Here is a 15,258-nt window from a genome sequence, read left to right on the forward strand (position 1 = left end):
GCAGATAAAATGTGGCAAAACGCGGCAAATCAGCTACGATATCAAATCAATAATCATTTTTGAGAAGATTGTGTATGTCAGATATTGTCGAGAAGTTCATGCCTGAAAATCTGGCCGTGACCGCCATCGTGCCGCAATAACGACGCACTGCCGATGCGCGGAGCATGATCTGCTGCCGCGCATTCCATGCATACACAGTTTTGTTTGTTGTCATCTTGAAAGCTGCCTAGAATGGACGACGGCCCCGGCCGTCCACCGACCATCCTTCCCGCACCTCTTTCAGGAGAAGCAGCATGGCAGTATCCGTTCGTCGTCCCATCCGCCTGGCCGCAGCGCTGCTGCTGGCCACTGGTCTCAGTGCAGCCCATGCCGCGACGTCAGCCGCAGCCACGCCCGACATCCCGATCCCGGACATCAAGTACACCAGGTTCACGCTGAAGAACGGCCTGACGGTGCTGGTGCATGAAGACCGCAAGACCCCGGTGGTGGCGATCAACACCTGGTACCACGTCGGCTCCAAGAACGAGAAGCCGGGCAAGACCGGCTTCGCGCACCTGTTCGAGCACCTGATGTTCAGCGGCAGCGACAACTTCAACAAGACCTACCTGAACGCGATGGAGCGCATCGGCGCGACCGACCTGAACGGCACCACCAACACCGACCGCACCAACTACTTCCAGAACGTGCCGACCTCGATGCTCGATTACGCCCTGTTCGCCGAGAGCGACCGCATGGGCTATCTGCTGGGCACGGTCGACCAGAAGAAGCTCGACCTGCAGCGCGGCGTGGTGCAGAACGAAAAGCGCCAGCGCGAGAACATGCCCTACGGGATCGCCTACGAACTCTTGGTGACGAATACCTACCCGGTCGGCCACCCGTATTCCTGGACCGTGATCGGCAAGATGGAAGACCTCGACGCGGCCTCGATGACCGACGTCCAGGACTGGTTCAAGGGTAACTACGGCCCCAACAACACCGTGCTGGTGCTGTCGGGCGATATCTCGCCGGAAGAAGCACGCAAGAAGGTCGAGCAGTACTACGGCGCCATTCCACCAGGGCCGCCGCTGGCCAAGCACGACGCCTGGATCGCCAAGCGCAGCGGCACCCACCGCACCGTGGCCCAGGACCGCGTGCCGCAGACCCGCATCTACCGCACCTGGAACGTGCCGGGCGCGCACACGCCCGAAGAAGCGCTGCTCGACCTCGCCGCGCATGTGCTGGGGCAGGGCAAGACTTCGCGCCTGTACAAGCGCCTGGTGTACAAGGATCAACTGGCCACCAGCGCGTCGGCCAGCGACGATTCGTCGGAAATCGGCGGCCAGTTCGACATCACGCTGACCGCGCGTCCCGGCGCCGACGTCGGCAAGATGGAGCGCATCGCCGACGAAGAACTGCGCGCCCTGATGAAGAGCGGCCCCACGGACGCCGAGCTGCGCCTGGCCAAGACCACCATCCTGGCCCAGTACACGCGCACCATCGAGCGCATCGGCGGCTTCGGCGGCAAGAGCGACTTGCTGGCCTCGTGCCAGACCTATACCGGCAATCCGGACTGCTACAAGGTCTACCTGCAGCGGATCAAGGACGCCACCCCGGCGATGGTGAAAAAGGCGATGAACGACTGGCTCAGCGACGGCGACTTCGTACTGCAGATCGACCCGTTCCCGACCGGCCTGGCCGCCACCGATACCGGCCTGGATCGCAGCAAGGAGCCGGCAGTCGGCAAGCCGATGTCGCTCAAGCTGCCGCCGATGCAGAAGACCACGCTGTCCAATGGCCTGAAAGTGGTGCTGGCCGAGCGCCATGAAGCGCCGGTGGTCAACCTGCAGCTGCTGGTCGACAGCGGCTACGCGTCCGACGCGCCCGATATGCCGGGCGTGGCCAGCCTGGCGCTGCGCATGCTGGAGGAGGGCACGTCCACTCGCAAGTCGCTCGAGATCGGCGAAGAGCTGGCACGCCTCGGTGCCACCTTCGGCGCCGGGGCCAACCTGGACGGTTCATTTGTGAGCATGAACGCGCTCAAGGCCACGCTGCCGCAGGCGCTCGGCATCTATTCCGACCTGATCCTGCATCCGGCCTTCCCGCAGAACGAGTTCGCACGTCTGCAGCAAGACCGCCTGGCCGGCATCGCGCGCGAGAAGGCCGATCCGTCGACGCTGGCGCTGCGCGTGGCACCGGGGCTGGTGTACGGCAGTGACCACGTCTATGCGCGGCCGTTCACCGGCACCGGCACCGAGCAATCGGTGGGGCGCATGACCCGCGCCGACCTGGCCAGGTACCACGCCACCTGGTTCAAGCCGAACAACGCCACGCTGCTGGTGGTGGGCGACACCACGCTGGCCGAGATCACGCCGCTGCTGGAAAAGCAGTTCGCGTCGTGGAAGCCGGGCGAGGTGCCGAAGAAGGTCATCGCCCAGGTCGCCGCGCCGGCCAAGCCAGTGGTGTACGTGATCGACCGTCCGGGCGCGCTGCAAAGCGTGATCGTCGGCGCCCAGCTGGCGCCGCCGCGCAACAGCCCGGACGCGCTGCCGCTCGAGATCGTCAACGACGTGTTCGGCGGTACCTTCAGCTCGCGCATCAACATGAACCTGCGCGAAGACAAGCACTGGTCGTACGGTGTGCGCAGCCAGTTGCCGGCCGCGATCGGCCAGCGTCCTTTCCTGAGCATCTCGCCGGTGCAGACCGACAAGACCGGCGACGCGCTGCGCGAACTGGTACAGGAGTACCGCAACATCGCCGGCGGCAAGCCAATTGCGAATGATGAACTCAGGTTCGCGCTGGAAAACCGCACGCTGCGCCTGCCGGGCAGCTTCGAGACCGCCGGCCAGCTGAGCGGCGCCTACGCCACCATCCTGCAGTACGGTCTGCCGGAAGACTACTACAACACCTATACCGAAAAGGCGCTGGCGTTGACCCCGCAGCAGGCCAATGCGCTGGCGGCGCGCAGCTTCGTGGCGGACCGCCTGGTGTGGGTGGTGGTGGGCGACATGAGTAAGGTCGAGAAGGACATCCGCGCCCTGAACCTGGGCGAGGTGCGCCGTATCGACGCTGACGGCAAGCCGCTGCAGTAAGGGGGGGGAAGCACCACCCCGCCCGTGCGCCGGGTGGGCCGGGATTCAGGAATACTTGGTCCAGGAGGATATTTCATGGACCAACTCAACCTGGACCCGGCGCGCACGGCGCTGGTATTGATCGATCTTCAGAACAGCAACGTGGGGCGCGAACTGGCGCCGCACAGCGCCGTCAAAGTTGTGGGCAACAGCGTGCTGCTGGCGCAGGCGATGCGCGAACGCGGCGCGCTGGTGGTGTACGTGCGGGTGCTGGTGAACGAATTGCCGGCGCTGCCAGCCGATTCGCCGATGCGTCCGCAGGGCGCGCCGTCGGCGCCGCCCGATGCGTCGCAGCTGGCGCCGGATGTCGGCGTCGAGGCGCAGGACGTGGTGATCGTCAAGCGCCAGTGGGGCGCATTCTACGGTACCGAACTGGACCAGCTGCTGCGCCGGCGTGGCATCGACACGCTGGTGCTGGGCGGGATCGTCACCAATTTCGGCGTCGAATCCACTGCGCGCGCGGCGTTCGACCGTGGCTACAAATTGGTGTTTGCGGAAGACGCGATGAGTTCGATGGAGGCCGAGGCCCACCATTTCGCGTGCGGCACGATTTTCCCGCGCATGGGGCGGGTACGCTCGACGCGGACGCTGATCGATGCGCTGCAGGCCGGGACCGGCGCTGCCTGAATCGCGTCCGTCATCGATGCGGCATGCACCGCATCAAACGTAGGGTTGACGGCGGAACCGCCAACCCTACGCCTTAACCCGCCTTCTGGATCTGCGCCGTGATCTCGTACGCCCGCAAACGCGCCGCGTGATCGTAAATCTGCGACGTGATCATCAACTCGTCCGGCTGGGTCTTGTCGATGAAGGCACGCAGCTGGTGCGAGACGGTGGCGGGCGAGCCGATCGCCGAGCACGACAGCACGCTGTCGAGCATCATGCGTTCCGGCAGTTCCAGCGCGTCCAGGTAGCCGCTCACCGGCGGCTTGAGCTTGGTTGGACGGCCGGTGCGCAGGTTGATGAAGGCCTGCTGCATCGAGGTCGCCAGGAAGTGCGCCTCTTCATCGGTATCGGCGGCGAACACGTTAAAGCCGAGCATGATGTACGGCTTGTCGAGCTGCGCCGACGGACGGAAGTTGGTTCGGTACATCTCGATCGCCTGCATCATCATCTGCGGCGCGAAGTGCGACGCGAACGCATACGGCAAACCGAGGTGCGCCGCCAGCTGGGCGCCGAACAGGCTCGAACCCAGGATCCACACCGGCACGTTCAGCCCAGCGCCCGGTACGGCCTGCACCGAACGGCGGCTGGAGCCGGCGAAATAATCCATCAGTTCCACCACGTCCTGCGGGAACTCGTCGGCGTCCGACGCCAGGTTGCGGCGCAGGGCGCGCGCAGTGACGTGGTCGGAGCCTGGCGCGCGGCCCAGGCCGAGGTCGATGCGGCCCGGATGGAGCGATTCGAGCGTGCCGAATTGTTCGGCGATCACCAGTGGCGAATGGTTCGGCAGCATGATGCCGCCGGCGCCGACGCGGATGCGCGAGGTGCCGGCCGCCACATGGCCGATCAGCACCGCGGTGGCGGCGCTGGCAATGCCCGGCATGCCGTGGTGTTCGGCCAGCCAGAAGCGGTTGTAGCCCCAGCGTTCGCCATGCTGGGCGAGGTCGAGGGAGCGTTGGAAGGAGGTGGCCGCATCGCTGCCTTCAGCGATCGGCGACAGGTCGAGTATCGAGAAAGGAATCATGGGAGCCATGATACGCCGATGTTCAAGAGCGCGTGCGGCATGCCCCAAAAACGCCGCGGCCGCCTTGAAAGTGTTACAAAATGAAAGCAAAAAGAGCGCTGTTCACTATGAGTAAAGCGACAATAAGCGACGTTTAGCGTTTCCAAAAGGCTACCGTGCGCTGCTATCCGACAGCAGTCCCTACACTGGATCCATCGCTCGACGGACACAACGATTCGTCGGGAAGCCCTGTAAAAAACATCAAGGAGAAACGACATGAAGATGAATACGTTACTCAAAGGAATGCTCGGCGCATCGGTCGCCGCCGCCATGTTCAGCGCCACCGCCGTGGCCCAGACCAGCAGCAGCACCGCAGGCCAGACCGCCCGCACCGGCACCAGCACCAGCCAGAGCGGCAGCATGAGCGACCGCAGCAGCGGCACCTCGTCGGCCAGCGCCGTCGGCAGCTCGCAGCGCGACCAGACCCGTGACCGCCGCGACGGCATGACCGGTTCGTCCAGCACCACCGGCGCCACCGGCACCAGCGGCTCGATGGGCACCGGCACCTCGACCGGCACCATGGACAGCACCAATCGCTCCAGCACCACCACGGGCACGACCGGCACTACCGGCCGCGTCGGCGGCACCGGCACCGGCATCACCTCGGGCATGACCGGCACCACCGGCGCCACCGGTACCGGCACCGGTTCGTACGGCACCACCGGCGGCACCGGCCAGACCGGCTCCAGCGCAACGATGGGCGCCAGCGGCGCCACCGGCACCGGCACCGGTACGACCGGCACCACCGGCGCCAGCGCCACCAACGGCGTCGGCGGCACCAGCTCCACGACCGGCAGCAGCACCGGCGGTTCGACCGGCACCACCGGAACGGGCGGCAGCGGCTCGACGAGCGGCTCCGGCGGCGGCACCACCGGCCGCGGCTACTGATCGCCAGTCAGGATAGTGCAGGCGGCTTCCCCGGCCGCCGTTGAAAACGCCAGCGTCGAGCTGGCGTTTTCTTTTGAGTTGCAATCGGCACGTTCGTCCGCGGATCACGGCTTTCAGGGTAATGGAGAAAGCAGCGTGCAGGAGTCTGCAGGCCGCCGGCGAATGAGCACGCCGCGCCGCGTGCTCATTCGCCGCTCGCGCGGCGGTGGTGCGGCATCCTGCGGCAGTTCCACCTTCGCCAGCGCCGTCGGTGCCGGCCCGTGCAGCACCCTGCCGTCGGTGTCGAAGCGCGAGGCGTGGCACGGGCAATCCCAGGAGCGCTCGGCGCCGTTCCAGTGCACCGCGCAGCCCAGGTGGGTGCACTTGGCCGACAGCGCATGCAGCGCGCCTTCCGGGTCGCGATACACCGCGATGCGCCGCAGCCCATCTCGCAGCACGGCGCCTTCGCCAGGCGCGATCGCATGCACCGAATCGACGTCGCCGCCGGTCAGCCATTCGCCGTAGCGCGCCATCACATTGGCCTGCTCGCCGGCGAATTGCCCCAGGCCGTGCACCGGTTTGCGCGACGGCTCGTACAGCGCGCTCCACGGATTCGGCCGCTCCATGATCAGGTCGGTCACCAGCATGGCGCCGACCGTGCAGTGGGTCATGCCGTTGCCGGAGTCGCCGGTGATCAGGTACACGTTGTCGTCGTCCATCGGATTGCGGCCCAGGTAGGGCAGGCCGTCGCTTGGTTCCATCACTTCGCCCGACCAGCGCCAGGCGGCGTCCTGCGCCATCGGGAAGCGTTCGCGTGCCCAGCGTTCCAGTTCGTCGTAGCGGTGCGCGGCGTGGTCGTCCTGGCCGGTCTTGTGGTCGGCGCCGCCCACCACCAGCACCTCGTTGCCGGCGCCGTCGCGGGCCAGGCGCACGTAGTGGTACGGGTCGCCCAGGTCCCACAGCAGCAGGCGCGGCACGCTGGCGCGCGGTACCCGCAGCCCGACCACGTAGCTGCGGTAGCCGGCCTGCTTGGTGTGCATTACCACACGGTCGTTGAAGGGCGTGTGGGTGGCCACCACCACGGCGCGTGCGTGGATCTCGCCGCGGTCGGTATGGACCGCCTGGCGCCGGTGGTCGCCGCGCACCCGGTGCGCGTGCGTGGCGCCGTGGATGCGGCCGCCGCGTGCCGTGAATGCGCGCGCCAGCCCGGTCAGGTACTGGAGCGGCTGGAACTGGGCCTGGGCGGGAAAGCGCACGCACGGTCCGGTCGCGAATGCCAGCCCCGGCACCGCCGGCAGCAGCTCGGCCGCGACACCGGCGCGCACGGCGGCGTCGCGTTCGTGCTGCAGGCGCGCGCGGATGCCGTCGCCGGCGCCTGCGTAGGCGTCCGGGTTGATGCCATTGCCGTCCGGCCGCAGGGCGGAGGCGCCGACCAGGTAGCCGTCCAGCCGCTCGAAGCCGCAATCGATGCCTTCGCGCCGCACGATTCCTTCCACCAGCTCCAGCGCGTGCGCATAGCTGCCCGCCACCAGCCGCGCCTGCGACTGGCCGAAACGGTGTTCGATGCCGCCATACCATTCGTCGGGCGGGAAGAAGTGGGCGCTGGTGCGGCCGGTTTCGCCGGCGCCGACGCCGAGCGCGTCGATCACGACCACGTCCAGGCCTTCCTGTGCCAGCAGGTACGCCGTGGTGAGCCCGGCGATGCCGGCGCCGATCACGCACACCCCGGCCTCGAGGTTGCCGGCCAGGGGCGGGAAGACGGGCACCGTGGCGGTGTCCATCCAGAGCGAGGTCGAGCTGCCGTTGGTTGCGCCGAGCATGGTGCAATCTCCCCAGAACGTGAAAAACCAGTCTAGCGCGGCGTGACAAAGCGGGGAGCACGATCGCATACGGGCATGTTTGACAACGTTTTGTGGCGTTCATGCCGCATTCCCATGCCGGCTTCAGGCGGCCATAAGCCGGCCCTGTATTTATGGCGTACCATCAATATTTATTGCATTTGAGAATTTTTAGAAACCCGTCATGAAGCCGCTCTCCGCCCCCTCCGACGCGCTCGCCCCCAGCGCGATGAAGCTCTCCGAACTGATCGGAGCGCTGAGCTACGCGCTCGACATCACCGAGGGCCAGCCGGCCGGCCATTGCGTGCGCTGCTGCTGGATCGGGATGCACATCGGCGGCCGCATCGGGCTGTCGCAGGACCAGCTGTGGGAGCTGTATTACACGCTGCTGCTGAAAGACCTGGGCTGCAGCAGCAACGCCGCCCGCATCTGCGAGCTGTACCTCACCGACGACCTCGGTTTCAAGCGCGGCTTCAAGACCGTCGGCGACAGCCTGCCGCAGGTGCTGACGTTCGTGCTCAAGCACACCGGCCTGAAGGCGGGCCTGGCCGAGCGCTTCCGCAGCGTGATGACCATCCTGCGCGACGGCCCCGAGATCGCCCAGGGACTGATCGCCACCCGCTGCCAGCGCGGCGCCGACATCGCGCGCCTGCTGCGCTTCCCGGACGGGGTGGCGAACGGCATCTATTCGCTCGACGAACACTTCAACGGCAGCGGCAAGCCGGCCCGGCTGGCGGGCGATGCGATCCCCGTGTATGCCCGCATCGCCCTGCTGGCGCAGGTGATCGACGTGTTCCACACCGCCGGCGGCCGCGCGGCGGCGCTGCGTGAAGCGCAGCGCCGCGCCGGCAGCTGGTTCGATCCGCAGCTGGTGAGTGCGTTCGAGGCGGTGGCGCAGGACGAGGCGTTCTGGACCACGCTGGGTGCGCCCGCCATCGATGGCGCCGTGTTCGCGCTGGAACCGGCCGGCCACGAAGTGGCGCTGGACGACGACTACCTGGACGACATCGCCGCCGCCTTCGGCCAGGTGGTCGACGCCAAGAGTCCCTATACCAGCGGCCACAGCACGCGGGTGGCGCTGTACACCGACATGATCGCCGAAGCGCTTGGCCTGTCGGCCCAGCGCCGCCGCTGGCTCAAGCGCGGCGCGCTGCTGCACGACGTCGGCAAGCTCGGCGTCAGCAACAGCGTGCTGGACAAGGCCGGCGCGCTCGACCGCGACGAGTGGGAAGCGGTGCGCCAGCACGCCGAATACACCGAGACCATCCTGGGCCGCATCGCCGCCTTCGCCGAACTGGCGTCGATCGCCGGCGCCCACCACGAGCGGCTCGACGGCGGCGGCTATCCGCGCGGCCTGGCGGCGGACGAGATCCGGCTCGAGACGCGCATCATCACCACCGCCGACATCTTCGACGCCATCACCGCCGAGCGCCCGTACCGCGGCGCGATTGCCGTGCCGAAGGCGCTCGAGATGATGGAAAAGACGGTCGGCAGCGCGCTCGACCCGGCCTGCTTCGAAGCGCTCAAGCTGGCGATGGCGCGGGTGCCGCTTCCCGCAACGGCCTGAGCGTCAGGCCTGGTCCTGGCGCCGGCGGCGTGCGGCGGCAAACCCCGCCAGCCCCAGGCCCAGGATCATCGCGGTCGACGGTTCCGGCACTTCGGTAATGGTCAGGCTGTCCAGCCCCACGTAGTTGGACAGGTCCGCCACCCCGAAATGCTGGAAGCCGAAGCGCGCGGTCGATCCTGCGCCCTGGGCGCCCAGGCTGATGGTGTAGCGCGTCCAGCCATCGGTCGGCGCGGTCACGACCGTGTCGAGCGCGAAGTCGAGCAGGTCGTCGCTGCCGTCGCTGAAGCCGAAGCGCACCTGGTCGCTGGTGCCTTCGAACGGCTCGGCGCGCAGCCAGAACGACACCAGCACGTTCTTGGCGGTGGAGAATTCAGGCGTGATGAGCCAGTTGTTCAGGATGCCGCCAGGCTCGGCCGCCAGGTAGTTGGAAGCGATATAGGCTTCCGGCGCGCCGCGCTGCGAGGTGAAGGTGTCGGTGCTGCCCTGGAACCAGCCTTCGACCGGGCCCGGCGGAACGCTTTCGTTGCTGAACACCCAGCCCTCGCTTGCCAGTGCAGGGACATTGTCGAATCCTTCGCTTAACAATACATCGGCCTGCGCCGACGCCATCGCGCCCGTGAACATCAGGGCAAACAGGATGGTTTTCTTCATGTAATACGCCTCCGATCGGTGAGCGGCGCGCGGCACTCGGAGCATACCGTTGCGCCAATGCAGCAGCACGCCCCTTGCGTGCGCCCTGACATTCACGATGCAGCAATCATGCCAGGACGACAATTATTTGATTTATAAGACAAAAAAACTTTAAGGAAATCTGTTCAAAATCAAGATGTAAAGGATTTCGACAGCTTCAAGACCTCATGCAGCGGCAACAAAAACGGCGCGCCGTCCGCGCCAGCCTGCCAGCAAACGATGTCATGCCGATGAAATCGCGCTGCGGATAGCAAGATTTGACAAACAAGCCGCTGCGGATGCCACCACAATCGCTTCACAAGCAGAAACGAGACGCCCGACGCTGACGATGTTTTCTCCATCACGAGCGCAAGGGTGGGGTGATGTCCAACCGGTTTTGGAGAACGGCATGAACGAGTCGACGGCACGAGAATACAAACGCACCGCCATCGCGGCGGCAGTGGCGGTAATGGCGATGGCGGCGGGGCAATCCTGGGCGCAGACGGCCCCGGTGCAAACCGAGGCCCAGACCGTGGTCGTGACCGGCGTGCGCGCCGCGCTCGAGCAATCGCTGCGCCAGAAGCGCAACGCCGACGCGGTGGTCGAGGTGGTCACCGCCGAAGACATCGGCAAGATGCCGGATAAAAACGTGGCCGACGCGATCCAGCGCCTGCCTGGCGTGAACACCCAGTCCTCGGCCGGCGGCGAGGGCGGCTTCGGCGAGAACGACCGCGTCAGCCTGCGCGGCACCAGCCCCAGCCTGCAGCAGACGCTGTTCAACGGCCACGCGATCAGCACCGGTGACTGGTTCGTGCTGAACCAGATCGGCGGCAACGTCGGCCGCTCGAGCAGCTTCTCGCTGCTGCCGTCCGAACTGGTGGGCTCGATCGTGGTTCAAAAGAGCCCGACCGCCGACCTGGTCGAAGGCGGCGTCTCGGGCGCCATCAACGTCATCACGCGCCGCCCGCTCGACTTCAAGCAGCAGCTGACGGTGGAAGGCTCGGTCCAGGCCAACTACAACGACCTGTCCGGAAAAACCGAGCCGCACTTGTCGGGCCTGGTGAGCTGGAAGAACGTGGAGAATACCGCCGGCATCCTGGTCCAGGCATTCTCGGAGAAAGCCTCGGTGCGGCGCGACGGCCAGGAAATCCTCGGCTACACCCCGATCAGCGCCACCAGCGCGGCGGCGTTGGCCAATCCTTCGCTGGCCGGCGTGGTGGTGCCTACTTTTATTGGCGCCGCGCTGTTCGAGCAGACCAAGAAGAGGGAGGGCGGCGCCTTCGATCTTGAAGTCCGTCCCAACCGCGACCTGACGCTGGATTTCAACGGCTTCTATTCGAAGCTGGAAGCGCCGCACCAGAATACCAACTGGCTGGCCGCGCCGGCCAATTCGATCAACAGCCTGGGCTTGATTCCGATCGATCCGGTAGTGCGCAACAATACCCTGGTCGGCGCCGCCTTCACCCGCAATGCGGGCGAGGTCGACAACATCTACCGCCCGGATGCCGGCGGCGAATCGTGGTACCTCGACCTGAACGGCAAGTGGCGCGTCAACGAGCGCTTCACGCTGTCGGGCAAGGCCGGCAAGACCCACGGCGTGGGCTGGGACCGCGACGACGTCTATTACCAGAACAACGTCGACGGCGGCATGGTCTACGGTCTCAATGGTCTATCCCCGGCCTCGGTCAGCTACCCCGGCGGCAATACCGTCTCGCCCGGCTCGACCGCCTGGGCCGGCGGCGGCGAATCGCAGTCGGTGGACCAGGAAAAATACGCCCAGCTCGACGGCGAGCTGCGCCTGGACAACGACACCTTCACGGCCGTGCGCTTCGGTGCGCGCTGGACCGACCACACCCGCACCGCCGAACAACCGCTGGAAACCCGTCCCGGCCCGGTCGGCTTCACTAATCCGGGCCCGGCCTGGAACGGCCAGCTGTATCCGGGCGACTTCGGCAGCGACCTGGGCGGCAATGTGTCGGCCAACTACTTCAAGTACGACGGCGCCGCGCTCGGCGCCTGGGGCGCGATCCCCGGCAACCGCCTGCTCGATTACGTGCTACGCCATAACTGGATGAACGAATTCGAAGTCGCCGAGAAGACCGCCGCCGTGTACGGCATGGTCGATTTCGGCGGCGACGGCTGGAGCGGTAACATCGGCCTGCGCGCGGTCGAGACGCGCCAGACCACGGTCGTGAACCTGCCGGGCGGCCCGGCGCCGATCACGGGATCGGCCTTTGGCGACTACACCCCGACCACCTTCAAGCGCACCTACCGCGACTACCTGCCGAGCGCCAACCTGAAGTACAACCTGACGCCGGATCTCACCATCCGCACCGCGCTGGCCAAGACCATCGCGCGTCCCGACTACAGCGCATTGGGCGGCTCGGTCTCGCTCAACGACGATGCCCTGAGCGGCAGCGGCGGCAACGTCAACCTGGACCCGGTGCGCTCGACCAACTTCGACATCGGCGCCGAGTGGTATTACGCGCCCAAGGCACTGCTGTCGGCCGGCCTGTTCTACATGGACCTGCGCTCGATCGTGGCCCAGGGCACCACGACAGGCACCTACTACAACAACAAGCGCGATACCCAGACCACTTACCTGATCACGTCGCCCTACAACACCAGCGGCAAGAACCGCGGCGTGGAACTGAGCTGGCAGCAGCCTTTGTTCAGCAACTTCGGCATGCTGGTCAACTACACCTTCGCCGACGGCGAACTCGATGACGGCGGCGAACTGCTCAACTCTTCGAAAAACACCTGGAACGTCACCGGCTACTTCGAGAACGAACTGTTCTCGGCGCGCCTGGCCTACAACTACCGTTCGCGCTACAAGGCCGGCGTCGACCGCGGCGCCAGCCAGCACGTGGACGGCATGCCGTCGCTGGCGGCATCGGTCAACGTCAAGCTCAACGAACGCCTGACGCTGACCTTCGACGCGTTGAACCTCACCAACGAGACAATCAAGATGTATGCCGAGAACCACGATCGTCCGCGTGCGTTCTACTCGAACGGCCGCACCTTCTATCTCGGCCTGCGCGGCAAACTGTAAATGGCGGCGCGGCGGCACGGCTCCCCGGCGATCGGCATCGCCTGGGCGTGCATCAGCAACTTCACGCGCGACGATGCCTTCACGGCGCGCCTTGGCATTCGCAACGACGGGTCGGCGCCGATCGCGCCCGGCTGGACGCTGTACTTCAACACCTGCCGCAAGGTGCTGGCGTCCAGCGTCACGCCGGGCTACGCGATCGCGCACATCAACGGCGACCTGTTCTGCCTGACGATGCCGGATGGCGGCGCCTGGATGCCGGGGCAGCGCCACACGATCGAGTACGAGGCGCTGCACTGGGCGATCAGCATCACCGATGCGCCGCTCGGCTTCTATCTGGTGCCGGGCGACGGCGGTGCCGCCATCGACCTGGGCGACCCGGAGATCGCGCCATTCACGCGTCCCGAGCAGCGCCACCGCATGCGCGGCGATCTGCTGCCGACCGCCGACGCGGCCTGGCGCTTCGGGCAGAATGCGGCGTTGTCGCAACTGCCCCTGGCGGACGTGGGCCGCATCACCCCGCGGCCGCGCACGGCGCGTTTCGATGCGCGCCGCTGCCCAATAGGGTCTTCTACGCGCATCGAGCATGGGGCAGGGCTGGAAGTCGAAGCGGCCTGGCTGCGTGCGTGGCTGGCCGGCCTGCCCGATGGCGCTGCCGACACCATCATCGTGCTGGAAACCGGCGCGGTGGATGCCGATGAAACCGACCCGGCGCTGGCGCGCGAAGCCTATCTGCTCGAGGTCGCGCCCGGCCGCGTGCTGGTGCGCGGCGCAGGGCCGCACGGTGTCTTCAACGGTTTGCAAAGCCTGGCGCAACTGGCGGATGCCGATGGCGCGCTGCCATGCGGCTCGGTGCTGGACGCGCCGCGCTTCGCCTATCGCGGCCTGATGCTCGACGTCGCGCGCCATTTTTCCAGCGTTGACACGGTGCTGCGCCTACTCGACTGCATGGCGGCCTATAAACTCAACCGCTTCCACTTCCACCTGACCGACGACGAAGGCTGGCGCCTGGCGATCGGCGCGCTGCCCGAACTGACACTGGTCGGGGCAAGGCGCGGCGTGGCGCGCGCCGGCGAAGCGCCATGCCTGCCGCCGTCGTTCGGTTCGGGCGCGGCCACCCTTGGCTCGAATGGCAGCGGCTTCTATACGGCGGCCGACTTCGTGACCATCCTGCGCTATGCGCATGCGCGCCACATCGAGGTCATCCCCGAATTCAATATGCCCGGCCACGCACGCGCGGCGGTCGAGGCGATGCGGGTGCGTCATGCACGCTTGCTGGCGGCCGGCGACGTGGATGGGGCAGAGCGCTATCTGCTGAGCGACCCACACGATGCATCGAACTATGAATCGGTGCAACTGTGGCACGACAACGTGATGTGCATCGCCTTGCCCTCGGTCGACCGCTTCATCGACACCGTCGTTGGCGAAGTGGCGTTGCTGTACAGGGAGGCCGGCGTGCCGCTGCGGGTGCTGCATACCGGCGGCGACGAAGTGCCGGCCGGTGCCTGGATCGGTTCGCCCGCCTGCCAGGCGCTGATGCGCGCGCGTGGCTGGAGCGACGTGCGCCAGTTGCGCGCCGACTTCCAAAAGCGCTGCCGCGCGATCCTGGCGCGTCACGGCGCCGCCTTCGCCGGCTGGGAAGAAACGGCGCTGGCGTCCGACCCGCACCAGGCCAAGGACGATTTCCACGTCTATGTCTGGAACAACGGCTGGGGTTCCGGCCAGGAGGATTGCGCCAGCCGCCTGGCCAACGCCGGGCATACCGTGGTGCTGGCCAGCGCCGCCAGCCTGTATTTCGACTTCGCCTACGCCAAGCATCCGGACGAACCGGGCTACTACTGGGCCGGCTTCGTCGGTACCCGCGACGCCTTCGGCATGTGTCCACTGGACCCGCCGCTGATCCCCGCACGCGACGCGATGGGCCGCGCACCCGATGCGGCGCAGGTGGCCGCGCTGGCGCCGCTCGACGCGCAGGGACGCACCCGCATCGCCGGCCTGCAGGGACAGCTGTGGGGCGAGAACAAGCGCTCGCGCGCGCGCCTCGAATACCTGGCGCTGCCGCGCATGATCGGCCTGGCCGAGCGCGCATGGTCGCCCGGCCCCGGCTGGCACGGCGAAGCGGAACTGGCCGCCGACTGGAACGAATTCGCCAACCGCCTCGGCCAGCGCGAGCTGCCGCGCCTGGACCGCGCAAACGACCCCTGGCAGTACCGCCTGCCGCCGCCGGGCGCCGTGCTGCAGGACGGCCGGCTGCATGCGAATGTCGCCCTGCCGGGGGTGCGCGTGCATTACACTCTGGACGGCAGCGACCCTGGCGCAGACAGCCCGCGCTACACGCATCCGATGGCGCTCGACGGGGCGAGCGTGGTGAAGCTGGCCAGCGTCGATACCCGCGGCCGTGTGGGCCGCATCGTCACCTTGTCACCTTGATTCCG

General features: G+C 66.9%; 9 protein-coding genes. 6 read left to right on the top strand and 3 right to left on the bottom strand.

Annotated elements, in window-relative coordinates; translation table 11 throughout:
• The first annotated feature begins 293 nt into the window (after positions 1 to 293).
• Positions 294 to 3,068 carry a pitrilysin family protein gene (locus RTQ83_RS06960; protein ID WP_312512556.1) on the top strand — a complete coding sequence of 925 codons (2,775 nt, stop codon included), beginning with the start codon at positions 294 to 296 and terminating at the stop codon, positions 3,066 to 3,068.
• Positions 3,069 to 3,143: 75 nt separating this feature from the next.
• Positions 3,144 to 3,734, top strand: a complete 591-nt coding sequence (locus RTQ83_RS06965; protein ID WP_312512558.1) for an isochorismatase family protein — start codon at positions 3,144 to 3,146, stop codon at positions 3,732 to 3,734.
• Positions 3,735 to 3,807: 73 nt separating this feature from the next.
• Here RTQ83_RS06965 and RTQ83_RS06970 read toward each other — a convergent pair whose 3' ends face one another.
• A complete protein-coding gene (locus RTQ83_RS06970; RefSeq protein WP_312512718.1) occupies positions 3,808 to 4,794 on the bottom strand; it encodes an LLM class flavin-dependent oxidoreductase in 987 nt (328 codons plus the stop codon).
• Between the two features lie 255 nt (positions 4,795 to 5,049).
• Here RTQ83_RS06970 and RTQ83_RS06975 point away from each other — a divergent pair, with 255 nt between their 5' ends.
• Positions 5,050 to 5,721: a hypothetical protein gene (locus tag RTQ83_RS06975; protein ID WP_312512561.1), complete on the top strand. Its 672-nt coding sequence runs from the start codon at positions 5,050 to 5,052 to the stop codon at positions 5,719 to 5,721.
• Between the two features lie 113 nt (positions 5,722 to 5,834).
• On the opposite strand, the gene RTQ83_RS06980 is transcribed toward RTQ83_RS06975, so the two are convergent.
• On the bottom strand, positions 5,835 to 7,520 hold the full coding sequence (locus RTQ83_RS06980; RefSeq protein ID WP_312512563.1) for an FAD-dependent oxidoreductase: 1,686 nt from the start codon (positions 7,518 to 7,520) through the stop codon (positions 5,835 to 5,837).
• A 202-nt stretch (positions 7,521 to 7,722) separates the two neighbouring features.
• Between RTQ83_RS06980 and RTQ83_RS06985 the strand changes: the two genes are divergently transcribed.
• Positions 7,723 to 9,105 carry an HD-GYP domain-containing protein gene (locus RTQ83_RS06985; protein WP_312512565.1) on the top strand — a complete coding sequence of 461 codons (1,383 nt, stop codon included), beginning with the start codon at positions 7,723 to 7,725 and terminating at the stop codon, positions 9,103 to 9,105.
• A 3-nt stretch (positions 9,106 to 9,108) separates the two neighbouring features.
• Here the strand turns inward: RTQ83_RS06985 and RTQ83_RS06990 are convergent, their stop codons facing one another.
• Positions 9,109 to 9,756 (bottom strand): choice-of-anchor J family PEP-CTERM protein, encoded by a 648-nt coding sequence (locus RTQ83_RS06990; protein ID WP_312512567.1) that lies wholly within the window; start codon positions 9,754 to 9,756, stop codon positions 9,109 to 9,111.
• A 427-nt stretch (positions 9,757 to 10,183) separates the two neighbouring features.
• Between RTQ83_RS06990 and RTQ83_RS06995 the strand changes: the two genes are divergently transcribed.
• Both RTQ83_RS06995 and RTQ83_RS07000 read left to right on the top strand, forming a co-directional pair.
• Positions 10,184 to 12,826 carry a TonB-dependent receptor gene (locus RTQ83_RS06995; RefSeq protein WP_312512569.1) on the top strand — a complete coding sequence of 881 codons (2,643 nt, stop codon included), beginning with the start codon at positions 10,184 to 10,186 and terminating at the stop codon, positions 12,824 to 12,826.
• On the top strand, positions 12,827 to 15,253 hold the full coding sequence (locus tag RTQ83_RS07000) for a family 20 glycosylhydrolase (protein ID WP_312512572.1): 2,427 nt from the start codon (positions 12,827 to 12,829) through the stop codon (positions 15,251 to 15,253).
• Positions 15,254 to 15,258 lie beyond the last annotated feature (5 nt).

The sequence above is a fragment of the Massilia sp. genome (assembly GCF_031995545.1).
GTDB lineage: Bacteria > Pseudomonadota > Gammaproteobacteria > Burkholderiales > Burkholderiaceae_D > Telluria.